Below are 23613 nucleotides of genomic sequence, written 5' to 3' on the forward strand. Positions count from 1 at the left end.
TGGCTCCTTGGGTGATCGATAAGTTAAATGTCTAAGCCTAGCGTCGGCGAACGCGGAAAATGGCAATTTCACCAAATAGATTGGGCCAAAGCCGCGATTTCCAGTGACCTTGATGATCTCCCACGCCCACTGCGCGATCAACAATCATCAGACCCTTCTCGCGGCACAGATGCTCAAAGTCGTTGAACGTTGAGAGATGGATGTTGGGCGTGTCGTACCAGGCGTGGGGCAGCGATTTGGATACCGGCATATAGCCGCGCAGACCCAAATGAACACGGTGACGCCAGTAGGCGAAGTTGGGGAAAGTGATGATGCCCTCTTCGGCGACACGCAGCATTTCATCGAGCATCTTGTCCGGACGGCGCAGCGCCTGAAGCGCCTGGGTCATGATTACCTGGTCATAACTGTTATCGCAGAAGCTGCTTAAACCGTCATCCAGGTTGTGCTCAATCACGCTGACGCCCCGGGCGACGCAGGCATTAATGCCGTCATGGTCGATCTCTAAGCCATAGCCAGTCACGCCTTTATTGTTCGCCAGGGTCTCAAGCAGCTCGCCGTCGCCACAGGCGAGGTCGAGCACGTGCGCCCCTTCGGGCACCCAGTCATAAATCAGTTCAAGATCGGCGCGCATCATGGCGTCTCCTCTGAGCTCGTTGCATCTTCGCTTGCTTCATCTTTACCCACTTCGGTGAGGTTAAGCTCGCCGACAGCGCGGTTCATAAAAGCGCTGAAGATGGCGTCGTAGCGCGGCTCTGAGAGTAAGAAAGCATCGTGCCCATGGGGCGAGTCGATGTTGGCGTAGCTAACCGCTTTGCCCGCACGAATGAGTGCATCGACCAGCTCGCGGGAGCGCGAGGGTGGAAAGCGCCAATCGGTGGTAAAGCTAACAATCAAAAATGGGCACTGCGCTGGAGCTAGGGCTTTGGCTAAGTCGCCCCCTTGGGTGGCGGAAGGGTCAAAGTAGTCCAGCGCCTTGGTCATCAGCAGGTAGGTATTGGCGTCAAATGCCGTAGAGAAGGTATCGCCCTGATAACGCAAGTAGGACTCCACCTGAAACTCAACGTCAAAGCCGAAGTTAAGATCGTCGCTACGCAGGTCACGACCAAACTTGCTGCCCATGGCGTCTTCTGACAGGTAGGTGATATGGCCTACCATCCGGGCCAGCTTTAGCCCGCGTCTGGGCACGGTGTCGTGCTCAGCGTACCAGCCGTCAAAAAACTCCGGATCAGAGCGAATCGCCTGGCGAGCCACTTCGTTGAAAGCGATATTTTGCGCCGAGAGCCGGGGCGTGGCGGCAATCACCACCGCGTTCGCCACCCGTTCCGGGTAGGTCATTGTCCATTGCATCACCTGCATACCGCCCAGGCTGCCGCCCACCGCGGCGGCCCAGCGTTCAATTCCCAAGTGGTCGGCAAGCCGCGCCTGGCTGGCCACCCAATCGCTGACCGTGACCATGGGAAACTCAGGCCCCCACTGGCGGCCAGTGTCGGGGTTATGACTGACCGGTCCGGTGCTGCCATGGCAGCCCCCCAGGTTATTGAGCGATACAACAAAAAAGCGGTTGGTGTCGATCGCTTTACCGGGGCCAATATGAGCATCCCACCAGCCAGGCTTGCGGTCTTCTTCGCTGTGGTAGCCCGCGGCGTGGTGGTGACCCGAGAGCGCGTGGCAAATCAGTACCGCGTTACTACGATCGGCATTCAATGTGCCGTAGGTTTCGTAAATCAGCTCGTAGGCAGGCAGCACTTTGCCGCAGGCGAGAGCGAGCGGCGTGTCGAAGCGTGCCACGTGCGGGGTGACCACGCCGACGGAGCCCGCCGGTCGGTCTGCAAATGCAAGCGTATCTGAGTCAGGCATTGAAGGTGCTAGTCCTGCTTAAAGAGGGCGACTGAATTAGCTCTTGGAGTACGGGGTTGGCAGTCGCCATCACAGCCCGACCAGCGCGCCGGAAATGCCCGCCGCACGAATCAGGGCGCCGACCACCAAACCATCGATCAGGTTAATGGCGATAAACACCACGATAGGCGATAGATCGATCATGCCCAACGGAGGAATCACTTTGCGTACCGGGGCCATAATCGGCTCTACCAACTGCATAACCAGCAGCGCACCTGGATGGCTGGCGTTGGGCGCTACCCAGCTCAAAATAATCATCACAATCAGGGCGAAGAAGTAGATTTTTAAAATTGCATTCGCCAAGGCGGCCGCACCGGCAATCAGCAGTCCAGCAATGGGCGGTATGCCAACGCCAATCACCATAAAAATGGCGATGATGCTAGCCACTTTCAATACAAAGCCTGCTGCTAAGGTGGCGAGGTCGAAGCGGCCAGCCACAGGGCCTAAAAAGCCTTGAAATAGCCCCACTACCGGCTGGGTGATTTTGACCACCGATTGGCTTAACGGGTTGTAGTAATCCGCCCGCGACGCCTGCAGCAGGAAGCGCAGCATGAGTAAAAAGAGGTAAATATTGATGAGGGTATTTACTAGCATTAACCCTGCACTGCCCAATTCATTGCCCATTATTATGTCTCCTTGATGATCCGGTAGCTTAGGCTGTGTTAGCCGAATGGCTGCATTAGCTGCCGCTTAGTTCCTTGGCCATTGCCTGGGCGCGGTCGGCGCAGGCCTGCATGGCGTCGGCAATCGTGGTGCGCAATTGTGCCTCTTCCATATGTTGAATGGCACGTTCGGTGGTGCCGCCCGGCGACATAACGTTCTGTTTCAGCGTGGCCGGGTCTTTATCACTCTGCTGCGCCATGGTGGCCGCACCCAGCGCGGTTTGAATAGCCAGGCGGCGCGCGGTGGCGGCAGGTAGGCCGAGTTTAACCGCGGCTTCTTCCATGGCTTCGAACATCAGAAAGAAGTAGGCCGGGGCGCTACCAGAAACAGCGGTGACTGCGTCTAACAGGGCTTCTTCTTCCACCCACTCCACAATGCCGACCGCTTCCATTAACTGGGTGGCCACGTCACGCTGGGCATCGCTGACGTTGGCATTGGCGTAGAGGCCGCTGGCGCCATAACCGACCAGCGAGGGCGTATTGGGCATGCAGCGTACCATGGCATTCTGGCCGCCTAGCCACTGGTCGATCGTGCCGGCATCCAGGCCGGCAGCAATCGAGATGACCAACGGCTGCTGGCGCTGAACGCTGTCGCGCAACGCTTCGCATACGTTGCGCATGATTTGCGGCTTCACCGCGAGTACCACCACATCGGCCTCAGCCACCGCCGCATTGTTGTCGGTGTCTGTATTGATGCCTAAGCGTTGTTTAATCGATGTCAGTTCGCTGTCATTCGGCGCGGTGGCGGTAATAGTATAAGGCGCGACGCCGCTGTCGATTAGGCCGCCGATAATGGCGCTGGCCATATTGCCGGCCCCAATGAAGGTAATCTTATTCGCCATGGTAGGTGTCCCTTAAGTAAAAGTGTTCTACGTAAAAAAGTGGGCTACTTTTCGTCTAAGCCGATGGGCGAGCGCCGAAAATTGCAGTGCCCAAACGCACCAGCGTGGCGCCTTCCAGCACCGCCGCTTCTAAATCGTCGCTCATGCCCATCGAGAGCGTATCAAGGGGCGCGTCTGGCAAGCTGCTTTGTAAGGCGGTAAAAGCTTCGCGTAGTGCTGCCAAAGGCTGGCGCTGAGCACTTATATCCTCTGTTGGAGCGGGGATCGCCATTAAACCGCGCAGGCGCAGATTAGGCAGTGTGGCGACTTCCCTAGCCAATTCCTCTAACTCCTCGGGCAGCACACCAGCTTTGCTCTCTTCTCGGCTGATATTAATCTGCAGGCAGATATTGAGCGGCGCAAGGTGCGTTGGGCGCTGCTCGTTAAGGCGTTTGGCAATTTTTAGCCGATCGACGCTATGTACCCAGTCAAAGTGCTCGGCCACAGAGCGGGTTTTGTTGGACTGCAGGGGGCCAATGAAATGCCATACAATGCCGTCAAGATCAGTAAGCTCGGCCTGCTTTTCCAGCGCTTCTTGCAAATAGTTTTCACCAAATTCACGCTGACCCAACTGCCAAACCTGACGAATCATCGCCGCAGGCTTGGTTTTGCTGACGGCCAGTAGCTTGGCTGCACCCTGGGCGCGCCCCGCGTTTTCTAATGCATTATGCAGGCGTTCAAGCGCCTGAGCGTATGAATGGCCGAGTGACTCGTTAAGCGCGATGTCTGTCATACTCAAGCACCTTACCGCAGCTGGGAAGAGAGATGGATATTACCGAACTGCTAGCATTCTCGGCAAAGCAGAATGCCTCTGACTTGCACCTTTCGGCCGGTTTGCCGCCCATGATACGTGTTGATGGCGATATTCGTCGGCTCAATGTGCCCGCTATCGATAATAACGATGTGCGTAAATTGATCTACGCCATCATGAATGATCGTCAGCGGCGCGACTACGAAGAGCACCTGGAAATTGATTTTTCCTTTGAAGTGCCGGGGATCGCCCGCTTTCGTGTTAACGCCTTTACGCAAGCTCGCGGGGCGGGGGCGGTGTTTCGCACCATTCCCAATCAAGTACTTTCCATACAAACCCTTGGGCTCGGTGAGGTGTTCGAGCGCCTGGCGATGTTACCGCGGGGCCTGGTGCTGGTGACTGGGCCAACGGGGTCGGGCAAAAGCACCACGCTGGCCGCCATGATCGATTACATTAACGATCATCGTTACGAGCACATTCTCACCATTGAAGACCCCGTCGAGTTTGTCCACGTTAGCAAGCGCTGTTTGATTAACCAACGCGAAGTGCATCGCGACACCCATAGCTTTGCCGATGCGTTGCGTAGCGCGCTGCGTGAAGACCCGGATGTGATTCTGGTCGGCGAGCTGCGTGATCTGGAGACTATCCGCTTAGCACTGACCGCTGCTGAAACCGGTCATCTGGTGCTGGGAACGCTGCATACCACCTCTGCCGTCAAGACAATCGACCGGATCATCGATGTTTTTCCCAGCGAAGAGAAAGCCATGGTGCGCTCCATGCTTTCGGAATCGCTCCAGGCAGTGGTATCGCAATCGCTGCTTAAACGTCAGGGCGGCGGGCGCGTAGCGGCCCACGAAATCCTCATGGCCACTTCCGCAGTGCGCAACTTGATCCGCGAAGACAAAGTGGCACAGATGTACTCAGCCATTCAAACCGGTGGCAGCCTGGGTATGCAAACCCTGGATGCCGCGCTGTCTCGGTTAGTCAATGAGGGCGTTGTAAGCATAGAGGAAGCCCAGGCTCAGGCTAAAGGCACTCTCGCCGCAAAAGCTGAATAATTTAAGCCTTGTGACGTACCCACTGCTTTTCTTTGAGGTCTAGGGGCGTATTCAAACAATGAGTATTAGGGGGCATAGATTCCGCCCAATACCCGGGGGCCCTGCGCGCCGGTGACTGAGGGCAAGTTGCCTGGCAGGTGGTGCAGACGCTGGTGCGCCAACCAGGCAAAGGCGCCCGCTTCAATCCAGTCTTCAGGCCAGCCGTACGCCGCTGGCGAAGTGAGCGTTGCGCGCGGGAGATGATAGGCAAGGCGCTGCATTAAGTAGCCGTTGTGAGCGCCGCCACCAGCGGTGATCAGCGTTAGTGAACCGTCACTGATCTGCAGTTGCTCAATGCCTTGAGCAACACTGACGGCAGTGAGTTCGGCCAACGTCGCCTGAACATCGGCGGCGGATTCCTGGCCGCTGAGATGTTGGCGGAGCCAAGCCAGGTGGAAAAGCTCACGCCCCGTACTTCTCGGCGGCGGCTGCTGGAAAAACGGTTCTGATAACAACCGAGCTAACAGCGCTTCATCTACCTTGCCGCTAGCGGCCCAGGCGCCATCTTGATCAAAGCGACCGCCCTGGTGCAAGGCAAACCAGCCATCCAGTAAAACATTCGCGGGGCCGGTATCAAATCCGATCACTGGATCGGTCGGCTGGCTAGAAAGCCAGGTGAGGTTGGCAAAGCCGCCTAAATTAAGTACCAGCTGATGCGCGTCTGCTCGCCCAAATAGTGCCTGATGAAAGGCCGGTGCCAGCGGTGCCGCTTGACCGCCTGCGGCTAAGTCTCTGCGACGAAAATCGGCGACCACCGTGCAGCCGGTGAGTTCTGCCAGCAAGCTTGGATTATCCAACTGCAGTGTATACGCCGGGCCGTCGCCGTGGCCTGCGGGGGCATGCTCAATGGTTTGGCCGTGACTGCCGATAGCACTGATCTGTTCTATACCCACTGAAAGGGGTGCTAATAAGTGCTGCACGGCTTGGGCCTGGCATTGGCAGAACGCGTGTTCCGCTGCTGCGAGCTGCGCAAAACTGACCTGCTCTGCATGGCACAGCTTAAACAGTAGGCGATGAAGCTCGTCCGGCATCGGTTCGGCATGGGTTGCCAACAGGTGCGGCGGCGAATCACCTTCGATGGCGATAAGTGCTGCATCGATACCGTCCAGACTAGTGCCGGACATCAGGCCAATATAGTAAAGCGGCGTAGCGGTAGGCGTTTTCATAAGCGAACTCGTACAAAGCTGGGCTGAGACTAAACCAGGGTGAGAGCGAAACCAAGGCTCAACCAAGGCGAGCGAGCATGGTAACATCGTCGGCTATTTATCACCTGAGCCCGGTAAGGGCGGTTCTTTATAGTGGAGAGAGGCAATGAGTGAGGTGGATCAGGCTTTAGCGCTGCTGTCGCGGGGTACGCATGAAATCCTGGTAGAGGATGAGCTAAAACAGAAGCTGGCTTCAGGCCGCAAACTGCGTATCAAAGCGGGTTTTGATCCCACGGCCCCTGACTTACACTTGGGGCACAGCGTATTGCTGACCAAAATGCGCCAGTTTCAGGATTTGGGGCACACGGTTATCTTTTTGATCGGTGACTTTACCGGGCGTATTGGTGACCCTACCGGTAAGAACGTGACGCGCAAACCGCTCACCGAAGAGGATGTGAAAGCCAACGCCGAAACCTATAAAGAGCAAGTGTTTAAAATCCTCGACCCTGAAAAGACCGAGGTACGTTTTAACGCCGAATGGTTTGGCGAGCTCTCCGCTGCCAAAATGATTGAGCTGGCTGCCCAAAGCACCGTCGCCCGTATGCTGGAACGGGATGACTTTGAAAAGCGCTATAAAGCCAATCAGTCCATTGCCATTCACGAATTTCTCTACCCGCTGGTACAGGGCTACGACTCGGTAGCGCTTGAGGCGGACGTGGAGCTGGGCGGCACTGACCAGAAGTTCAACCTGCTGATGGGGCGCGAAATTCAAAAACACTTCGGCCAGGAGCCCCAGGTGGTCATTACCATGCCGCTGTTGGAAGGGTTAGACGGCGTGCAGAAGATGTCGAAGTCCCTGGGCAACTACATTGGTGTCGATGAAGCGCCGGGCTCCATGTTCAATAAGCTGGTCTCCATGCCGGATAGCTTGATGTGGCGCTATTTTGAGCTGCTCTCTTTGAAATCGAACGAAGAGATTGACGCGCTCAAGCAGAGCGTTGAGCAGGGCGCGAACCCGCGGGATATCAAAATGGAGCTGGCCCGTGAGCTAATTGCCCGCTACCACGGCGATGAAGCAGCCGCCAGTGCGCACAAGTCAGCGGGTAATCAACTGGCTGATGGCGAGCTGCCAGAAGATCTGCCGGAAGTCACGGTCGATTTTGAGGGCAGTGAGCAAGCACCTATTGCAGCAGTGCTTAATAGAGCTGAGCTTGCGAATAACAGTGCCCAAGCCAAAGACATGCTGGGTAATGGCCGAGTTAAAGTCGACGGCGACGTCGTTGCCAAAGACACTATGCTGGCGACAGGTAAGAGCTATGTTATTCAAGCTGGTAAGAAACGTTACGCTCGTGTGACGCTTATTTGAACTTTCTGTCAAAAAGCCCTTGCCAACCCGTCAGCGAATCCGTAAAGTACGCATCCGCTGCCGGGGACGCCAAGCGTTACCAGCGGTGAATGAAGTGTAAAAGCTTCGGTTTGTCAGGTAGTTAGTGCTTTTACGAAAGCCAGCGGTTTTGGATGTGGTCAGGTTTGCATCGAAAACAACGCCCTTGACAACCACCAGGAAATGCGTAGAATACGCCTTCCTCGCTGAGGCAAGCCAGTTCAACGGCAAGTCGAGTGGCCCAGTTGGTTTATTAGCTAGCCACCACAGCGAAACAGCTCTTTAACAATTTGATCAGGTAATTCATGTGGGCGCTTGCTGATGTTGGTGACAAATCACCGAATATCAAGGCAAGCGACTCAAGCAATAAGGTTTTAAAGGATTCGTCCTTTGGGATCTGTTTTGAATGAATTCGTTTGAACCTTGAGCCAAGTTTGATCCGCTTTTGTTGCCCTCGGGTGACATGTAAGGATCACATAGATCTTAAACTGAAGAGTTTGATCATGGCTCAGATTGAACGCTGGCGGCAGGCCTAACACATGCAAGTCGAGCGGTAACAGGTCTAGCTTGCTAGATGCTGACGAGCGGCGGACGGGTGAGTAATGCATAGGAATCTGCCCGATAGTGGGGGATAACCTGGGGAAACCCAGGCTAATACCGCATACGTCCTACGGGAGAAAGGGGGCTTCGGCTCCCGCTATTGGATGAGCCTATGTCGGATTAGCTAGTTGGTAAGGTAATGGCTTACCAAGGCAACGATCCGTAGCTGGTCTGAGAGGATGATCAGCCACATCGGGACTGAGACACGGCCCGAACTCCTACGGGAGGCAGCAGTGGGGAATATTGGACAATGGGGGCAACCCTGATCCAGCCATGCCGCGTGTGTGAAGAAGGCCCTCGGGTTGTAAAGCACTTTCAGCGAGGAAGAACGCCTATCGGTTAATACCCGGTAGGAAAGACATCACTCGCAGAAGAAGCACCGGCTAACTCCGTGCCAGCAGCCGCGGTAATACGGAGGGTGCAAGCGTTAATCGGAATTACTGGGCGTAAAGCGCGCGTAGGTGGCTTGATAAGCCGGTTGTGAAAGCCCCGGGCTCAACCTGGGAACGGCATCCGGAACTGTCAGGCTAGAGTGCAGGAGAGGAAGGTAGAATTCCCGGTGTAGCGGTGAAATGCGTAGAGATCGGGAGGAATACCAGTGGCGAAGGCGGCCTTCTGGACTGACACTGACACTGAGGTGCGAAAGCGTGGGTAGCAAACAGGATTAGATACCCTGGTAGTCCACGCCGTAAACGATGTCGACCAGCCGTTGGGTGCCTAGAGCACTTTGTGGCGAAGTTAACGCGATAAGTCGACCGCCTGGGGAGTACGGCCGCAAGGTTAAAACTCAAATGAATTGACGGGGGCCCGCACAAGCGGTGGAGCATGTGGTTTAATTCGATGCAACGCGAAGAACCTTACCTACCCTTGACATCTACAGAAGCCGGAAGAGATTCTGGTGTGCCTTCGGGAACTGTAAGACAGGTGCTGCATGGCTGTCGTCAGCTCGTGTTGTGAAATGTTGGGTTAAGTCCCGTAACGAGCGCAACCCTTGTCCTTATTTGCCAGCGAGTAATGTCGGGAACTCTAAGGAGACTGCCGGTGACAAACCGGAGGAAGGTGGGGACGACGTCAAGTCATCATGGCCCTTACGGGTAGGGCTACACACGTGCTACAATGGCCGGTACAAAGGGCTGCGAGCTCGCGAGAGTCAGCGAATCCCTTAAAGCCGGTCTCAGTCCGGATCGGAGTCTGCAACTCGACTCCGTGAAGTCGGAATCGCTAGTAATCGTGAATCAGAATGTCACGGTGAATACGTTCCCGGGCCTTGTACACACCGCCCGTCACACCATGGGAGTGGACTGCACCAGAAGTGGTTAGCCTAACGCAAGAGGGCGATCACCACGGTGTGGTTCATGACTGGGGTGAAGTCGTAACAAGGTAGCCGTAGGGGAACCTGCGGCTGGATCACCTCCTTAAACGATGCGTCACGCGTTAGTAAGCGTCCACAATGAATTACCTGATCAGAATACTGTTGATACGCAGTGATAAGTGGCTCTGTTTTTTTCACGTTAAAAAGAAAAAATAGCTTTTAAGGTCTTAAAGGTCTTTTTCTTTTTTAATATGAAAGAACGCTTATCACTGCTTATAGCAGTCGCTCTTTAACAATGTATATCATGCTGACAAGAACACTTCGTAAGAAGTGGTCTTAAATTGTGATACGTCTCAAGCGTATCCGGCAAAATGAAACGTGATCATTGCGAGATGCCAGACTCCTTCGGGTTATAGGGTCAAGCAATGAAGCGCACACGGTGGATGCCTAGGCAGCCAGAGGCGATGAAAGACGTGGTAGCCTGCGATAAGGCTCGGTGAGGTGGCAACAACCTGTGACCCGGGCATTTCTGAATGGGGAAACCCACTCATCACAAGATGAGTATCGTGCACTGAATACATAGGTGTACGAGGCGAACCAGGGGAACTGAAACATCTAAGTACCCTGAGGAAAAGAAATCAACCGAGATTCCCCTAGTAGCGGCGAGCGAACGGGGACCAGCCCTTAAGCATGAGACTGATTAGGCGAACACGCTGGGAAGCGTGGCCGTAGCGGGTGATAGCCCCGTAGTCGAAAATCTGATCATGTGAAATCGAGTAGGTCGGGGCACGAGAAACCTTGACTGAAGACGGGGGGACCATCCTCCAAGGCTAAATACTCCTGGCTGACCGATAGTGAACCAGTACCGTGAGGGAAAGGCGAAAAGAACCCCGGAGAGGGGAGTGAAATAGATCCTGAAACCGTGTGCGTACAAGCAGTCGGAGCCCACTTGTTGGGTGACGGCGTACCTTTTGTATAATGGGTCAGCGACTTATATTCAGTGGCGAGGTTAACCGTATAGGGGAGCCGTAGGGAAACCGAGTCTTAACTGGGCGACACAGTCGCTGGATATAGACCCGAAACCGAGCGATCTATCCATGAGCAGGGTGAAGATTGAGTAACATCAATTGGAGGCCCGAACCAGGATCTGTTGAAAAAGATTTGGATGACTTGTGGATCGGAGTGAAAGGCTAATCAAGCTCGGAGATAGCTGGTTCTCCTCGAAAGCTATTTAGGTAGCGCCTCACGTAGTACCGCCGGGGGTAGAGCACTGTTTCGGCTAGGGGGTCATCCCGACTTACCAACCCGAGGCAAACTCCGAATACCGGTGAGTAGCGCGTGGGAGACACACGGCGGGTGCTAACGTCCGTCGTGAAAAGGGAAACAACCCAGACCGTCAGCTAAGGTCCCGAAATCCTGGTTAAGTGGGAAACGATGTGGGAAGGCTCAGACAGCTAGGAGGTTGGCTTAGAAGCAGCCATCCTTTAAAGAAAGCGTAATAGCTCACTAGTCGAGTCGGCCTGCGCGGAAGATGTAACGGGGCTAAACCAGGTACCGAAGCTACGGGTTCATCCATTAGGATGAGCGGTAGAGGAGCGTCGTGTAAGCCAATGAAGGTGAATTGAGAAGTTCGCTGGAGGTATCACGAGTGCGAATGCTGACATGAGTAACGATAAAGGGCGTGAAAAACGCCCTCGCCGGAAGACCAAGGGTTTCTGTTCGACGCTAATCGGAGCAGAGTGAGTCGGCCCCTAAGGCGAGGCCGAAAGGCGTAGTCGATGGGAAACGGGTCAATATTCCCGTACCGGACATGGTTGCGATGGGGGGACGAAGAAGGCTAGGTGAGCCAGGCGTTGGTAGTCCTGGTGAAAGTGAGTAGGCCGAGACCTTAGGTAAATCCGGGGTCTTAAAGCCGAGACACGAGACGAACTGACCACGGTCAGGAAGTCACTGATGCCACGCTTCCAGGAAAAGCCTCTAAGCTTCAGATCATGTGCGACCGTACCCCAAACCGACACAGGTGGTCAGGGTGAGAATCCCAAGGCGCTTGAGAGAACTCGGGTGAAGGAACTAGGCAAAATGGTGCCGTAACTTCGGGAGAAGGCACGCCGGCATAGGGTGAAGAGACTTGCTCTCCTAGCCCGAACCGGTCGAAGATACCAGGTGGCTGCAACTGTTTATTAAAAACACAGCACTCTGCTAACGCGCAAGCGGACGTATAGGGTGTGACGCCTGCCCGGTGCCGGAAGGTTAAATGATGGTGTTAGCCGCAAGGCGAAGCTCTTGATTGAAGCCCCGGTAAACGGCGGCCGTAACTATAACGGTCCTAAGGTAGCGAAATTCCTTGTCGGGTAAGTTCCGACCTGCACGAATGGCGTAATGATGGCCACGCTGTCTCCACCCGAGACTCAGTGAAATTGAAATCGCCGTGAAGATGCGGTGTACCCGCGGCTAGACGGAAAGACCCCGTGAACCTTTACTATAGCTTCACACTGGACGCTGATGTTGCCTGTGTAGGATAGCTGGGAGGCTTAGAACTCTGGACGCCAGTTCGGAGGGAGCCAACCTTGAAATACCAGCCTGGCATCATTGGCGTTCTCACTCAGGTCCGTTATCCGGATCGAGGACAGTGTGTGGTGGGTAGTTTGACTGGGGCGGTCTCCTCCTAAAGAGTAACGGAGGAGCACGAAGGTACCCTCAGCACGGTCGGACATCGTGCATTGAGTGCAAGAGCATAAGGGTGCTTGACTGCGAGACAGACACGTCGAGCAGGTGCGAAAGCAGGTTCTAGTGATCCGGTGGTTCTGTATGGAAGGGCCATCGCTCAACGGATAAAAGGTACTCCGGGGATAACAGGCTGATACCGCCCAAGAGTTCACATCGACGGCGGTGTTTGGCACCTCGATGTCGGCTCATCACATCCTGGGGCTGAAGTCGGTCCCAAGGGTATGGCTGTTCGCCATTTAAAGTGGTACGCGAGCTGGGTTTAGAACGTCGTGAGACAGTTCGGTCCCTATCTGCCGTGGGCGTTGGATGTTTGAGAAGGGCTGCTCCTAGTACGAGAGGACCGGAGTGGACGACCCTCTGGTGTTCCGGTTGTCACGCCAGTGGCATTGCCGGGTAGCTATGGTCGGACGGGATAACCGCTGAAAGCATCTAAGCGGGAAGCCCCCTTCAAGATGAGACATCCCTGAGGCCTAGAGCCTCCTGAAGGGCCCAGCGAGACCAGCTGGTTGATAGGCACGGTGTGGAAGCGCTGCAAGGCGTTGAGCTAACGTGTACTAATGGCCCGTGAGGCTTGACCCTATAACACCCAAGGGGTCTGGTCGTAATGATGACGTCAATGAAAACCGGATACGCAGCGTGTGGCCCAGGCAACAGAATGTCAGGGCGGCAGGCATTGAGACGATCACAAACAGCATGATGTACATTAACAGTTACGCCTGACGACCATAGCACGCGTGAACCACCTGATCCCTTGCCGAACTCAGAAGTGAAACCGCTTAGCGCCGATGGTAGTGTGGGGTCTCCCCATGCGAGAGTAGGTCATCGTCAGGCACTTATTATGAAAAATCCCCCAGGGCTGATGCCTTGGGGGATTTTTTTTGCATGGGCGTGAGGGGTAAATAGTGAGGAGTGAGGGGAATAGTGAGTAGAAAACGTTGGTGTAGGGGTATCTAACGAATACCCTGCTCACACCTCACACCTCACACCTCACACCTCACACCTCACACCTCACACCTCACACCTCACACCTCACACCTCACACCTCACACCTCACACCTCACACCTCACACCTCACACCTCAGCGCGATTTCCAGGCATTTTATTCCAGATATAACAATAGCTTGTGCATTTAACATGGTATTGTTGCCACGCAGCATCTAGTATTATGTTGCACGTACCCAGAAGTAAAATCTCAGGAGGAGAAACGGTATGACGACGCAAGTAGCCAAGAAGTTAGCAATCGCTCTATTTATGGCTTTGATGGCAGGCGGACTGATCGCTTGTGATGATCAAGGGCCTGCTGAAGAAGCGGGTGAAAGCATTGATGACGCCGCAGAAGATGCCGGGGAGAGCATGGAAGAGCTCGGCGAAGATATGGAAGAAGCGGCCGAGAACTAGGCCGAGCATTTGTTTGATGAGTTAACCGAAGCAGTCGCTGAAAAGCGGCTGCTTTATTGTTTGTATCGCGTCTATTATGGTTAGCCTGAATAACGATAAAAATGAGGTGGCAACGTGCTACTACAACGCGATAAAAGCCTGTTGTTAATGGTCGATTTCCAGGCGGGTCTGCTGCCTGTAATCGATGGTGGTCAAGAAGCCATGAATGAAGCGGCTTGGCTAGGCGAAATGGCGTGCTTGCTTGAGGTGCCTGTATGGTTAACCGAGCAGTCTCCAGAAAAACTGGGAGGATCCTCGGCATCACTGCTCGCCTGCCTGAATGACTATCGGCTCTGGCAGAAACAGCATTTTGGGGCCATGGCGGAAACTGAATTTCGTGAAGCGCTAAACGCAACGGGTAAAACACAGATTGTACTGTGTGGAACAGAAGCGCACATCTGCGTGCTGCAAACGGGTTTAGGGCTATTAGAGGCAGGTTACGAGTTGTACTGGCTGAGCGACGCCTCTGCCAGTCGACGCCCGCAAGAGGCTGCGTTTGCCCGTGAGCGCGCCTGCGCGAGCGGTGCTGTGGCGGTGACGGCAGATATGGTGGCTTATGAGTGGCTTCACCGCTGCGATACAGCGCTGTTCAAAGAGGCGCACCAGCGCTTTTTAAAGCCGCGCGCGTCACGCCCCGTACGTTTCTATTAGGCCATTCGCTTTAGCGATCGGCTTCTTTACGAGTGAAAACGAAGGTATCCCCCTGGGATGCCGATGCATCGAAACGATAACCTGCCACATCGAACGCCTTGAGTTCATCTGGATCGTTGACCTGTTCCTGGATAAGCCAAGCGCTCATCAGTCCACGCGCTTTTTTGGCGTAGAAGCTGATGATTTTAAAGGTGCCGTTTTTCTCATCTTTAAACACCGGCGTAATGATCCGGGCATTAAGCTGCTTGGTATCTACCGCTTTGAAGTACTCATTCGAGGCGAGATTAACCAGCACGTTGGAGCCGCTTTCTGCAATGGCTTCATTAAGTGCAGGTGCCAGGATGGGCTTCCAATAGGCATACAGATCCTTACCGGCACTGTTAGGCAGCTTGGTGCCCATTTCCAGGCGGTAGGCCTGAATCAAATCCAGCGGCCGCAGCAGGCCATATAGGCCAGAAAGTATGCGCAGATGCGACTGTGCGTAACGGTTCTCCGCTTCGCTGAAGTTTTCTGCTTGCAGGCCGGTATAAACGTCGCCCTGAAAAGCCTGTGCAGCAGGTTTGGCATTGCTCAGAGTGAAAGGAGGGTGCCACTCCTCAAAACGCGCCGCATTCAGGCCCGCCAATTTATCGCTGATACCCATGAGTTCGCTGATTTGCTGCGGCGAGTAATCACGCAAAATAGTGATAAGCGCTTGGCTGTGTTTCAGAAAGTCGGGTTGTGACACTTGCTCTGTGGTCGGTGGGGTTTCAAAGTCCAGCGTTTTGGCGGGAGAGATAACGCTCAGCATCGCATGCTCCTGGTCGTGCCCTGATAAATAAAAGCCTGATATAAGTGGGCTCAGTATACCAAGCCTCGGCAAAGGCCGAGGCTATAGCGGTGATAGCCTTATGAGAGTCGGCTGTTTTTAAGGGCTGTTTGTTTTAAGGACAGGGATTGGGCATACGGCGGTGAATATCTTCGATTGCCTCTAGCACTTCGTTGTCCAGCTTGAGGCTCTCGCTGGCAAGATTGCTTTCCAACTGCTCCATGGTGGTCGCACCAATGATATTGCTGGTCAAGAAGCTGCGAGAGTTAACAAACGCCAGCGCCATTTGCGCAGGGTCTAGCTCGTGCTTTTCAGCAAGCGCAACGTAAGCCTGGGTGGCCGCCTCGGCTTCGGGCGAGGTGTAACGCTTGAAGCGCTCATACAGCGTCAAACGACCTTTGGGTGGTTGCGCGCCATTCAGGTATTTACCTGAGAGTACCCCAAACCCTAGCGGTGAATAAGCAAGTAGACCGACATCTTCACGGTGGGCAATTTCAGCCAAACCAACTTCAAAAGAGCGATTTAGAAGGTTGTAGGGGTTTTGAATAGACGCCACACGCGGTAAATCTAGCTTATCGGCAAGCTGCAGTGAGCGCATCACGCCCCAGGGCGTGTCATTAGAGAGCCCAATAGCCCGTACTTTGCCTGCATCAACCAGCTCTTTCAGCGCATCAAGCGTCTCTTCTAGCGGCGTCGCATCTTCGTCTTCGCTATGAACGTAGCCTAGCTTGCCAAAGAAATTGGTTTGACGGTCGGGCCAGTGCAGTTGGTAAAGGTCAACGTAATCGGTGTTCAAGCGCTCCAGGCTTGTATCGATGGCCTGATGAATATGCTCACGGGTTAAACGCGGGCCACCCCGTATATGGTCAAGCCCTGGGCCTGCGGCCTTGGTGGCTATGATCAGATCGTCCCTGGCGCCACGCTGCTTAAGCCAACTGCCAATATAGCGCTCAGTTAAGCCCTGGGTCTGGGCCATGGGCGGAACGGGGTACATTTCTGCGGTATCAATAAAATTGATGCCAAACGCCACGGCTCTATCAAGCTGCTCGTGGGCTTCAGCTTCGCTGTTTTGCTCGCCAAACGTCATCGTGCCTAAACAGAGTCGACTTACCTCCATGCCGGTTCTGCCAAGTGGGCGCGTTTGCATTTTTATCTCCTTACTAAGGCGGAATTGCCACAAGATAAGCCACCATTACCAGGCTGGTAAACGGCGTACGAATGGCATGTTAGCGAGGCTCATTGCAAGCAGCAAATTAATGGGGTTGAGTCGTCGCAAAGGCAGGCGTATGCTTGCCAGCCCATCGACCGGCTAAAGGCCGGTTTCTCGTGTGGTTGGCAGTTATTTTTGTGACTGCTAGCCCAAGGTTCCAACAGACGACAGGCAGGGTGGTTTGCCATGCTGCAGGCATCAACGTTGTTTACTCGGCTAGAATTTCGCCTAGCTGAACGGCTGTTTCATAATCACTGGCTGTTGCCGCGTTCACCGCGCACCCAGCGTTTAACGATGCGCTTGTTTAAGCGCTGTGCGGAAGCGGGTCACCCAGACGCGCTCTCCGTATACGGCCATATGCTGTTTCATCGCAGTCAGACGCCCCAGGACAAAGCGCGCGGAGCGCGGTACGTTCTGGAAGCTGCGCATGCCGGGGATGTAAAGTCACAGTACCAGGTGGCACAAATCCACGAACATGGCTGTGCCCAGTACCCGCGCCGTGAAGATTACGCGGTGACCTGGTACGCACGCGCCGCCCAGTCTGGGCACTATCTCGCCGCAGAGCGGCTTGCTCGCGCTTATCGCCTGGGTGAATTAGGCTTGGCGGTAGATGGTGAGCGTGCGGCTTACTGGCAGCGACAGGCGGATCAGCTGGCACTAAATAGCGTGGCCGCCGCATGAAGCGTTACCGCGTTTTGATTGAGTGAGGAAGGTTGTGTCCGAGACGCTACCCACAGTGCTAGATATTGAAGCGTCCGGATTTGGGCGCGGCAGCTACCCCATTGAAGTAGGCATCGCCCGTGCCGATGGAAGCTGCTGTGCTTTTCTCATTCAACCGCTGGAAGAGTGGACGCACTGGGATCCCAAGGCTGAACTGCTGCATGGCATCTCCCGTGATCGCCTTATTCAGGAGGGCTACCCGGTACGCCAGGTCGCCCACTGGCTGAACGATGAACTACGCGAGCTGGGTAAGGCGTACAGCGATAGTTGGGGGTACGACAATACCTGGCTGTCGCTGCTCTTCCATCATGCGGGTATGCTGCCGCGTTTTCGCCTTGAGGCGCTAAGAATTCTGCTTAGCGAAGAGCAGCAGGCAGTGTGGAGCGACACCAAAGAAGCGCTGATCGCCGAACAGGGTATTCACCGCCACCGGGCAGGTGAAGATGCCCGTTTACTGCAGCTTACCTATCAGCATACCCGCAAGCTCACCGAGCACCCGGGACGTTAGTAACTCTTCCCTCACCAGTTTTATAGCTGGGCCTCCAGCGCCTCAAGCAACTCATTGGGGGACGGTGCATCGAGCAGCATTTCGCGGGTGGGAGACGCCAAAAAGCCATGACTAACCGTGCTGTCTAAAAAGGTCAGCAGCGGCGAATAGAACTCGTCGATGTTCAGCAACCCCATCGGTTTTTCATGCAGTCCTAGATAGCCCCACGTCCATATTTCAAACAGCTCTTCCAAGGTGCCAATCCCGCCGGGTAAGGCAATAAAAGCATCGGCGTTGGCCGCCATGGTGGCTTTGCGTTCGTGCATGTTGCGCACCCGAATCAGCTCGCTCAAGCCAAAGTGGGCCTGTTCGCGCTCCACCAGGTGGTCGGGCATCACACCAATGACTTCACCACCGGCCTCAAGTGCTGCGTTAGCCAGCTCGCCCATCAGGCCAACGCGTGCCCCACCATAAACCAACGTGTGGCCGCGTTCAGCGAGGGTGCGCCCCAGTTGATTGGTGGCCTGGCGGAAGGCAGGGCTGTTACCTTCACGGGAGCCAAGATAAACGCAAATTCGAGCCATTCGTTTATTTCCTGTCGTTAAAAAATGAACGTGACTAAAACCGTAGCCAAAAAGAAAACGAGATTACTACGAGGCTTAGGTTAAAAGGGGCTTAGGGTAAACAGCGGTCTACCTGATGATGCTCATCCATCCACTGCCCAATCACATTATCACCGCACAGGTGGTGGGCGTACTGGGTGTGCAGGCAGCGTATCTGATGCCAGTTGCTAATGCCGCCAATGCCGCGTTCGGTCATCACGTTGGTGTAACCCAGCTTAGCGACTTCTTCACGCTGAGCATTACTCATATAGTCCCAGCGAGCGGTCACATAGTCGCGATGGCTCTGTTGGTAAGCCTCAAGAAATTCAGGCTCTTCCTGTAGGCGTTGTTCGAGCGCTTTGATAACCCCAACGGCTTCGATGCGGGAAATCTCAACTTTCAGAACATCGGAACAGAGCCAATACAGGGTGGGGAAGGGTTTACCATCGACAATCGGCGCCATACGCAGTACTAGCGGTGTACCTTCACCGTCGGTGGCGGCTACCGCTTCGATACCACGCGGTGCGCGGCCAAGCTGCTGGGCAATAATGGCGAGCTGACGTTCGTCAGGCGCTTGGTTGGTGCGTATCACCATTGGGTTGGTCTCTCACGAACGGTCGTCTTGAACAAATTTAGTCGAGCGGCCAACGGCACGGAAAAAGCAGCGATTGAGCTGTTCAGGCGACGCGACATAGCACCACGTCCGCTCACAGTATTCAGCGGCTCGTGCCATTAGCACGTCATAAAGGCGATTGAAGGGGGCATCATAATCGTAGGGATCGGCACCAAACAAGCGGATATGCGGATAGTCGGCAAAGCGCTCAATAAAATAGCGCTCAAGGTCTGCCTCCACGGCGCGATGCTGGGCGACGTTGTCAGGGTCTATCCAGAGGTTGTAGCGGATTGCCATTATAAGGCTCCTGTTGCCCCGGTAGTGCAGGGCAGCGTCGATCAGGCGGGCTCAGGCGCGTCTTGAAGGTGCGACATTAGCGCCTCGCGCAGGTCACCCTCAATAGGCATGGCGCACTTGGCCTGGTGGTCATACTGCACCATAACCGTATGGCCCAGGTTAGTGAGCTTGCCGTGCTGCCGCGCCTCTTGGGTGACTGTAAACGAGCTATTGCCTAATCGCGTTAAGTAAGTACGTATTTCGATATCGTGACCGTAAAACAGTTCAGCCCGGTAGTCGACTTCCATGCGCGCCATAATCAAGCGCCACTGCTTGGGGTTTAAATCAGGGGTAAAGAGTTTGAACAAGTCATTTCGGGCAAGCTCAAACCACGCTGGCAGGCGGGTGTTGTTAATGTGCCCTAAGGCGTCAGTATCGTAAAAGGCGGGCTCAATGGTACGGGTAAACATGGCTTGTCCTTGTTATTAAAAAAACAGGTTATTAGTAAGGGTAATCGCAACGGCAACGTTTAGGATTAACCCAAGCAAGCGCTTGGTCAAGCGGTGCGGCGTTGATACCACGCAATGAGTTGCATCCACCCCAACAGCCATAGCGTGGCAGCAGCGAAGCCGACCAATGTGCCCCATAGCAACCCTAGTGTGCTGTAAGTATAGGAAACACATAGCGTGTAACTCAGTAGCGAGCCAAGTCCCATCGGGTAGTGCTTGATCACCGTCGCCACCGGCGCTGCCCCATGGTTCAGGTGTAGGATCAGCAAAAAAGGCAGCATCGTGACGGGAAAGGCGGCCAACGTTCCCGCCCAGGCGGGCGGCAGCCAGTGGGCCAGGCTGGTAATGGTAAATATGATCACCGTGGCAAGTGCCGCGCGGGCGGCAAGCGCCGGTAACGAAAACGTTCTGCTGGCGGGTATCCTGACATCAGTAATGCTGCGAAATAAGCCGCTGAACAGAGCAATGGCGCATAGCGTCACCAGCGTGCCGCTCAAACGCGTGAAGTTAAACTGAGCGAGCAGCGTGCTAACGGCGAGCCAGGCAACCAAGCCGCCCGCCACGCCGCCAATGACACCTTTAACGCCCGGCTGTCGTCCTGCCATCCAATAACCGGCCCCTAGCGCCATTGTGGCCGTAAAGCCCGCCAGGGTATGCACCGCACTTTGGGTCGCAAACTGAGGGGAAATTTCCAAGCCGATAAAAAATAGCGCCAAGGCCGTGCCTAACGGATAGCCCGCCAGCAGGCCCGCCATGCGCGGGCTAGCACGCACAGCAATCGCGCCTAGCCCCAGCACCATGCTGATCGAGAGCCCTAATTTCGCTAGCTGCCAAGTGAGAGGGACTTCAATCATGCGGCGTCATCCTTGCTGTTTTTGTTTGGGTGCTGTCAGCGCGCGCTTTTAATTAAACCAAGCGCAGGCCTTGCTGGTCGCGCCATGCGGCCTCAAGGGCATCTTTTAGGGGCGCTTTCAAGTGCGCGGGGAGCGCCTCCTGCGCCGCTTGGAGTGAATCAAACGAACGGTTGCGCAGCCAGCAGTAAGCCCAGGCGCAGGCTTCGGCGTCGCTATCGGGGGTCGGGCGAGCGGGCATTTGATAGAGCAGAAAGACCGCAGTGCGCGGCGCCCATAGCGGCATTTCACCTAGCTCATCCTGGCTCCACTGCTCCAGGGTGGCGCCGCTGGGCGTGGCGTCGGGTGTACCTAATTTAGCTACCCGTGCTGTTTCAGCCAAAATGAGCGCTAGCTGATCCGTATTCGCTTGCCCAAGCGAGCGCCATTGCCGCAACAGCGCCGATAGCCCCGCCCGCATCTTGGTATAAAAGTCATCTTGCGGCATGCTTGGCACAACCCCTATTGAATGAGTGAGATTTTTCATGGCCTACGATTTTGCCACGCCTGTGGAGCGACGCCACCCAGAAGGTGGCTGGGCATCGCAAAAATGGCACCGCTACGGCGACGACGTACTGCCCCTTTGGGTCGCCGATATGGATTTTCGCTCCCCGCCTGAGGTGATTGATGCACTGCAGGCGCGCGTGGCCCACGGTGTATATGGCTATGGCGAAGTGCCTGCTACGTTAACAGAAACCCTGTGCCAGTGGAGCGCCCACCACTATGACTGGCCCATTCAGCCGGAGTGGCAGCAGTGGCTGCCGGGCGTCGTGCCAGCTTTGCACCTGGCCGCGTTAACGCTGACCGAGCCAGGCGACGGTGTCTTGACGGTAGCGCCGATCTACCCGCCATTTTTAGAGGTTGCAAAGCGCACCGGGCGACTACCCCAGCAGGCGATGCTGGCAGCGCCTTCAGCACCCAATGAGCCTTGGCAGCTCGATATTGATGCCTTGGAGGCCGCTATTACGCCACGTACGCGCTTGCTGCTGTGGTGCCAGCCCCACAACCCTACGGGGCGAGTGTGGCGCCATGAGGAGCTTGCAGCGCTGGCTGAGCTAGTGGAGCGCCACGACCTTTGGGTGGTCTCCGATGAGCTGCACTGCGACCTGTTATTGGACGAAGGCGCCCAGCACCGCCCGTTAGCCGCGGCATTTCCTGAATTAGCGAAGCGCACCATTACGCTATGGGCACCGTCGAAAACCTTTAACCTAGCGGGCTTAACCAGCGCCTGCGCGGTGATTCCCGACCCCGCACTGCGTGAGCGCTTTGCGGCGGCTACCAAGGGGTTACTTCCCGATGGCAACGTGCTCGGCTTGGTCGCGGCGGAAGCAGCGTATCGACATGGCGAGCCGTGGCGCCAGGAGCTGTTAAGCGTGTTACGTGAGCATCGTGGGACGCTGCAGGCACGCGTAGCGGCTTGGCCGGGCGTGCGCTGGAGTGCGCCGGAGTCGACCTATCTGGCTTGGCTGGATATGCGCGAGGCAGGGTTAGGTGAGGCGCCCTACAAGACGTTGCTGAAAGAGGCGGGAGTAGCGCTTTCGGACGGGGCGGCCTTTGGCTGCCCCGGCTTTGTGCGGCTTAACTTTGGTACCACCGCTTCCCAGCTGGAAGCGGCGCTGTCTCGTATGGATTCCCTGCTGAAGGGGGATTGAAAGTCTTCAGAAGACCTTAGGAAACCTCTGATTAACTATTGCGCTTGCCCATACGGCGTTAAAAATCGCCTCAAAATGCTCATTTACACCCACGTAAACTCCGCTTTTTCGTTGATTTTTGCCTTGTCTGGCCTGCGCTCATTACGTTAATCAGAGGCTCCTTAGTACAGCATCGCAAAAAGCTTACGGCGGTAAGCAACGGTCAGCGGGTGGTCGGCGCCCAGGGCGTCGAATACCTGCAGTAGCGTTTTACGCGCGGCGTCATCATTATAGGCGCGATCCTGCTTCATCAGTGCCAGCAGCGCCTCCAGCCCTTCATCATAATGACCGTCGGCCACTTGGCGCAGGGCGCGCTGGTACTGCGCTTCGCTATCGGTACGATCGCCCAGGGCAGCAATCTCTTCGGCTGAGAGTGCCTGCTCGCTAAACTCGACGCTGGCGCGTACGCCACGCGCAGGTGCCGCGTCGCGCTCTTCCGGGGGCAGGTTATCGAGTACTTCACGGGCCTCACTGCCGCGCCCTTCGGCCACCAATACCCGTGCGAAGGCTACCTGGTAGGCATAGTGCTCTGGGTACTGGCCCATTAGGGTTTGATAAATCTCGCGGGCAGCGGCGGTGTCACCGGCTTTAAGCGCTTCTTCCGCCTGCTCTTCAGGGGTAGGCGGCGCTTCGCCGGGGGCTGGGAAGTAGCGATTGAGCCACTCGCGCACTTCTTTCTCCGGCAGAGCGCCCTGGAAACCATCCACCAAGCCGCCCTGGCTAATCAGCTTCACATCGGGCACAGAACGCACGCCCAGTTGGCCGCCGATTTCGGGGTTTGCTTCAATATCGAGCTTGCCGAGCAGGAAAGCGCCCGCGTACTCAACCACCAGCTTCTCCAGCACCGCGAGCAGGGTGCTGCTGCTTGCGTTGGACGGCGAGTAGCAGCCCATTAGCACCGGCACCTGCATGGACGCTTCAAGCACCTGCTGAATATTGCCAGCATTGAGCTCGATAATGACATCTTCAGGGCGCACCGCCGCTTGTTCAGCGTTAGGCGCGGTAGCGTCAGCACTTCCGGTATCCGCCGTAAGCGGCTTACCTGAGCGGGGATCGATAATTTGCATGGGTAGACTCGGCATCAAAAAATGAACAATAGTTCCCCATGATATGCAGGCATTTGCCGGTGGATTCAAGGAAGAGGAGGGAAATAAAACTCACTGCTAGTGGGTATCAAGCTACATGAACCTGATAAAGCAGAAACAGGGCGCGGTTAGGCGCCCTGGATGAGCTACTATTTTTGGCATTGTTTCTGAAATTGCTT

General features: G+C 55.5%; 22 protein-coding genes and 3 rRNA genes. 10 read left to right on the forward strand and 15 right to left on the reverse strand.

All coding sequences use genetic code 11. The features are described 5' to 3' along the window. Nucleotides 1-37 precede the first annotated feature (37 nt). The 5 genes from metW to LMS44_RS01945 all read right to left on the reverse strand — a co-directional run bounded on the left by metW (nucleotide 38) and on the right by LMS44_RS01945 (nucleotide 4172). Nucleotides 38-631, reverse strand: a complete 594-nt coding sequence (gene metW, locus LMS44_RS01925) for a methionine biosynthesis protein MetW (protein ID WP_027958266.1) — start codon at nucleotides 629-631, stop codon at nucleotides 38-40. Continuing rightward, complete coding sequence (metX, locus tag LMS44_RS01930) at nucleotides 631-1857, reverse strand: homoserine O-succinyltransferase MetX (protein WP_278371580.1); 1227 nt, start codon at nucleotides 1855-1857, stop codon at nucleotides 631-633. The genes metW and metX overlap by 1 nt, the downstream gene beginning before the upstream one ends. 69 nt (nucleotides 1858-1926) lie before the next feature. Beyond that, nucleotides 1927-2520: a YggT family protein gene (locus LMS44_RS01935; protein ID WP_278371579.1), complete on the reverse strand. Its 594-nt coding sequence runs from the start codon at nucleotides 2518-2520 to the stop codon at nucleotides 1927-1929. 55 nt (nucleotides 2521-2575) lie between these two features. After that, on the reverse strand, nucleotides 2576-3400 hold the full coding sequence (proC, locus tag LMS44_RS01940) for a pyrroline-5-carboxylate reductase (RefSeq protein WP_278371578.1): 825 nt from the start codon (nucleotides 3398-3400) through the stop codon (nucleotides 2576-2578). A gap of 55 nt (nucleotides 3401-3455) precedes the next feature. Beyond that, nucleotides 3456-4172 carry a YggS family pyridoxal phosphate-dependent enzyme gene (locus tag LMS44_RS01945; RefSeq protein ID WP_027958269.1) on the reverse strand — a complete coding sequence of 239 codons (717 nt, stop codon included), beginning with the start codon at nucleotides 4170-4172 and terminating at the stop codon, nucleotides 3456-3458. A 32-nt stretch (nucleotides 4173-4204) separates the two neighbouring features. Between LMS44_RS01945 and LMS44_RS01950 the strand changes: the two genes are divergently transcribed. Continuing rightward, complete coding sequence (locus LMS44_RS01950) at nucleotides 4205-5248, forward strand: type IV pilus twitching motility protein PilT (RefSeq protein WP_022520685.1); 1044 nt, start codon at nucleotides 4205-4207, stop codon at nucleotides 5246-5248. A 65-nt stretch (nucleotides 5249-5313) separates the two neighbouring features. On the opposite strand, the gene LMS44_RS01955 is transcribed toward LMS44_RS01950, so the two are convergent. After that, a complete protein-coding gene (locus LMS44_RS01955) occupies nucleotides 5314-6453 on the reverse strand; it encodes an anhydro-N-acetylmuramic acid kinase (protein WP_278371576.1) in 1140 nt (379 codons plus the stop codon). Nucleotides 6454-6598: 145 nt separating this feature from the next. Here LMS44_RS01955 and tyrS point away from each other — a divergent pair, with 145 nt between their 5' ends. The 6 genes from tyrS to LMS44_RS01985 all read left to right on the forward strand — a co-directional run bounded on the left by tyrS (nucleotide 6599) and on the right by LMS44_RS01985 (nucleotide 14543). After that, the gene (gene tyrS / locus LMS44_RS01960) at nucleotides 6599-7798 is read left to right on the forward strand and encodes a tyrosine--tRNA ligase (RefSeq protein ID WP_009287950.1); all 1200 of its coding nucleotides are present in this window, start codon (nucleotides 6599-6601) and stop codon (nucleotides 7796-7798) included. A 503-nt stretch (nucleotides 7799-8301) separates the two neighbouring features. Further along, a 16S ribosomal RNA gene (locus LMS44_RS01965) occupies nucleotides 8302-9834 on the forward strand. Between the two features lie 310 nt (nucleotides 9835-10144). Continuing rightward, nucleotides 10145-13034, forward strand: a 23S ribosomal RNA gene (locus LMS44_RS01970). 136 nt (nucleotides 13035-13170) lie between these two features. Beyond that, a 5S ribosomal RNA gene (gene rrf / locus LMS44_RS01975) occupies nucleotides 13171-13286 on the forward strand. The 16S, 23S and 5S rRNA genes sit together here, the layout of an rRNA operon. Nucleotides 13287-13664: 378 nt before the next feature. Continuing rightward, complete coding sequence (locus LMS44_RS01980) at nucleotides 13665-13853, forward strand: hypothetical protein (RefSeq protein ID WP_022520373.1); 189 nt, start codon at nucleotides 13665-13667, stop codon at nucleotides 13851-13853. A gap of 114 nt (nucleotides 13854-13967) precedes the next feature. Continuing rightward, entirely contained in the window at nucleotides 13968-14543 is a 576-nt protein-coding gene (locus tag LMS44_RS01985; RefSeq protein ID WP_022520372.1) for an isochorismatase family protein, read from the forward strand. A 10-nt stretch (nucleotides 14544-14553) separates the two neighbouring features. Here LMS44_RS01985 and yaaA read toward each other — a convergent pair whose 3' ends face one another. Beyond that, entirely contained in the window at nucleotides 14554-15333 is a 780-nt protein-coding gene (gene yaaA / locus LMS44_RS01990; RefSeq protein WP_022520371.1) for a peroxide stress protein YaaA, read from the reverse strand. A 133-nt stretch (nucleotides 15334-15466) separates the two neighbouring features. Further along, nucleotides 15467-16498 carry an NADP(H)-dependent aldo-keto reductase gene (locus tag LMS44_RS01995; protein ID WP_022520370.1) on the reverse strand — a complete coding sequence of 344 codons (1032 nt, stop codon included), beginning with the start codon at nucleotides 16496-16498 and terminating at the stop codon, nucleotides 15467-15469. Between the two features lie 249 nt (nucleotides 16499-16747). Between LMS44_RS01995 and LMS44_RS02000 the strand changes: the two genes are divergently transcribed. Further along, nucleotides 16748-17242, forward strand: coding sequence for a tetratricopeptide repeat protein (locus tag LMS44_RS02000; protein ID WP_009288545.1), 495 nt, complete (start codon nucleotides 16748-16750; stop codon nucleotides 17240-17242). A gap of 34 nt (nucleotides 17243-17276) precedes the next feature. Beyond that, on the forward strand, nucleotides 17277-17789 hold the full coding sequence (locus LMS44_RS02005) for a hypothetical protein (RefSeq protein ID WP_027957659.1): 513 nt from the start codon (nucleotides 17277-17279) through the stop codon (nucleotides 17787-17789). A 20-nt stretch (nucleotides 17790-17809) separates the two neighbouring features. Here the strand turns inward: LMS44_RS02005 and LMS44_RS02010 are convergent, their stop codons facing one another. From LMS44_RS02010 to LMS44_RS02035, 6 genes are all read right to left on the reverse strand, one after another. Further along, the gene (locus LMS44_RS02010; protein ID WP_009288546.1) at nucleotides 17810-18352 is read right to left on the reverse strand and encodes an LOG family protein; all 543 of its coding nucleotides are present in this window, start codon (nucleotides 18350-18352) and stop codon (nucleotides 17810-17812) included. Nucleotides 18353-18443: 91 nt separating this feature from the next. After that, nucleotides 18444-18965, reverse strand: coding sequence for a DUF501 domain-containing protein (locus LMS44_RS02015; RefSeq protein ID WP_009288547.1), 522 nt, complete (start codon nucleotides 18963-18965; stop codon nucleotides 18444-18446). A gap of 12 nt (nucleotides 18966-18977) precedes the next feature. After that, entirely contained in the window at nucleotides 18978-19280 is a 303-nt protein-coding gene (locus LMS44_RS02020) for a hypothetical protein (RefSeq protein ID WP_007111787.1), read from the reverse strand. Between the two features lie 41 nt (nucleotides 19281-19321). Next, complete coding sequence (locus LMS44_RS02025; protein WP_027957662.1) at nucleotides 19322-19729, reverse strand: acyl-CoA thioesterase; 408 nt, start codon at nucleotides 19727-19729, stop codon at nucleotides 19322-19324. 86 nt (nucleotides 19730-19815) lie between these two features. Beyond that, nucleotides 19816-20622 carry a hypothetical protein gene (locus LMS44_RS02030; protein WP_009288548.1) on the reverse strand — a complete coding sequence of 269 codons (807 nt, stop codon included), beginning with the start codon at nucleotides 20620-20622 and terminating at the stop codon, nucleotides 19816-19818. 52 nt (nucleotides 20623-20674) lie between these two features. Continuing rightward, entirely contained in the window at nucleotides 20675-21106 is a 432-nt protein-coding gene (locus tag LMS44_RS02035; protein ID WP_278370503.1) for a hypothetical protein, read from the reverse strand. Between the two features lie 37 nt (nucleotides 21107-21143). Between LMS44_RS02035 and LMS44_RS02040 the strand changes: the two genes are divergently transcribed. Next, the gene (locus LMS44_RS02040) at nucleotides 21144-22310 is read left to right on the forward strand and encodes a MalY/PatB family protein (RefSeq protein ID WP_278370504.1); all 1167 of its coding nucleotides are present in this window, start codon (nucleotides 21144-21146) and stop codon (nucleotides 22308-22310) included. A gap of 161 nt (nucleotides 22311-22471) precedes the next feature. Here the strand turns inward: LMS44_RS02040 and LMS44_RS02045 are convergent, their stop codons facing one another. After that, nucleotides 22472-23416, reverse strand: coding sequence for a co-chaperone YbbN (locus tag LMS44_RS02045; protein ID WP_278370505.1), 945 nt, complete (start codon nucleotides 23414-23416; stop codon nucleotides 22472-22474). Nucleotides 23417-23613 lie beyond the last annotated feature (197 nt).

This window comes from Halomonas profundus, from assembly GCF_020865425.1.
GTDB classification, from domain to species: Bacteria; Pseudomonadota; Gammaproteobacteria; order Pseudomonadales; family Halomonadaceae; genus Vreelandella; species Vreelandella titanicae.

What these genes read in the sequence shown, in the direction of transcription:
- metW (WP_027958266.1), bottom strand. Translation starts at nt 631, where the DNA reads ATGCGCGCCGATCTTGAACTGATTTATGACTGGGTGCCCGAAGGGGCG.
- metX (WP_278371580.1), bottom strand. Translation starts at nt 1,857, where the DNA reads ATGCCTGACTCAGATACGCTTGCATTTGCAGACCGACCGGCGGGCTCC.
- LMS44_RS01935 (WP_278371579.1), bottom strand. Translation starts at nt 2,520, where the DNA reads ATGGGCAATGAATTGGGCAGTGCAGGGTTAATGCTAGTAAATACCCTC.
- proC (WP_278371578.1), bottom strand. Translation starts at nt 3,400, where the DNA reads ATGGCGAATAAGATTACCTTCATTGGGGCCGGCAATATGGCCAGCGCC.
- LMS44_RS01945 (WP_027958269.1), bottom strand. Translation starts at nt 4,172, where the DNA reads ATGACAGACATCGCGCTTAACGAGTCACTCGGCCATTCATACGCTCAG.
- LMS44_RS01950 (WP_022520685.1), top strand. Translation starts at nt 4,205, where the DNA reads ATGGATATTACCGAACTGCTAGCATTCTCGGCAAAGCAGAATGCCTCT.
- LMS44_RS01955 (WP_278371576.1), bottom strand. Translation starts at nt 6,453, where the DNA reads ATGAAAACGCCTACCGCTACGCCGCTTTACTATATTGGCCTGATGTCC.
- tyrS (WP_009287950.1), top strand. Translation starts at nt 6,599, where the DNA reads ATGAGTGAGGTGGATCAGGCTTTAGCGCTGCTGTCGCGGGGTACGCAT.
- LMS44_RS01980 (WP_022520373.1), top strand. Translation starts at nt 13,665, where the DNA reads ATGACGACGCAAGTAGCCAAGAAGTTAGCAATCGCTCTATTTATGGCT.
- yaaA (WP_022520371.1), bottom strand. Translation starts at nt 15,333, where the DNA reads ATGCTGAGCGTTATCTCTCCCGCCAAAACGCTGGACTTTGAAACCCCA.
- LMS44_RS01995 (WP_022520370.1), bottom strand. Translation starts at nt 16,498, where the DNA reads ATGCAAACGCGCCCACTTGGCAGAACCGGCATGGAGGTAAGTCGACTC.
- LMS44_RS02000 (WP_009288545.1), top strand. Translation starts at nt 16,748, where the DNA reads ATGCTGCAGGCATCAACGTTGTTTACTCGGCTAGAATTTCGCCTAGCT.
- LMS44_RS02010 (WP_009288546.1), bottom strand. Translation starts at nt 18,352, where the DNA reads ATGGCTCGAATTTGCGTTTATCTTGGCTCCCGTGAAGGTAACAGCCCT.
- LMS44_RS02015 (WP_009288547.1), bottom strand. Translation starts at nt 18,965, where the DNA reads ATGGTGATACGCACCAACCAAGCGCCTGACGAACGTCAGCTCGCCATT.
- LMS44_RS02020 (WP_007111787.1), bottom strand. Translation starts at nt 19,280, where the DNA reads ATGGCAATCCGCTACAACCTCTGGATAGACCCTGACAACGTCGCCCAG.
- LMS44_RS02025 (WP_027957662.1), bottom strand. Translation starts at nt 19,729, where the DNA reads ATGTTTACCCGTACCATTGAGCCCGCCTTTTACGATACTGACGCCTTA.
- LMS44_RS02030 (WP_009288548.1), bottom strand. Translation starts at nt 20,622, where the DNA reads ATGATTGAAGTCCCTCTCACTTGGCAGCTAGCGAAATTAGGGCTCTCG.
- LMS44_RS02035 (WP_278370503.1), bottom strand. Translation starts at nt 21,106, where the DNA reads ATGCCGCAAGATGACTTTTATACCAAGATGCGGGCGGGGCTATCGGCG.
- LMS44_RS02040 (WP_278370504.1), top strand. Translation starts at nt 21,144, where the DNA reads ATGGCCTACGATTTTGCCACGCCTGTGGAGCGACGCCACCCAGAAGGT.
- LMS44_RS02045 (WP_278370505.1), bottom strand. Translation starts at nt 23,416, where the DNA reads ATGCAAATTATCGATCCCCGCTCAGGTAAGCCGCTTACGGCGGATACC.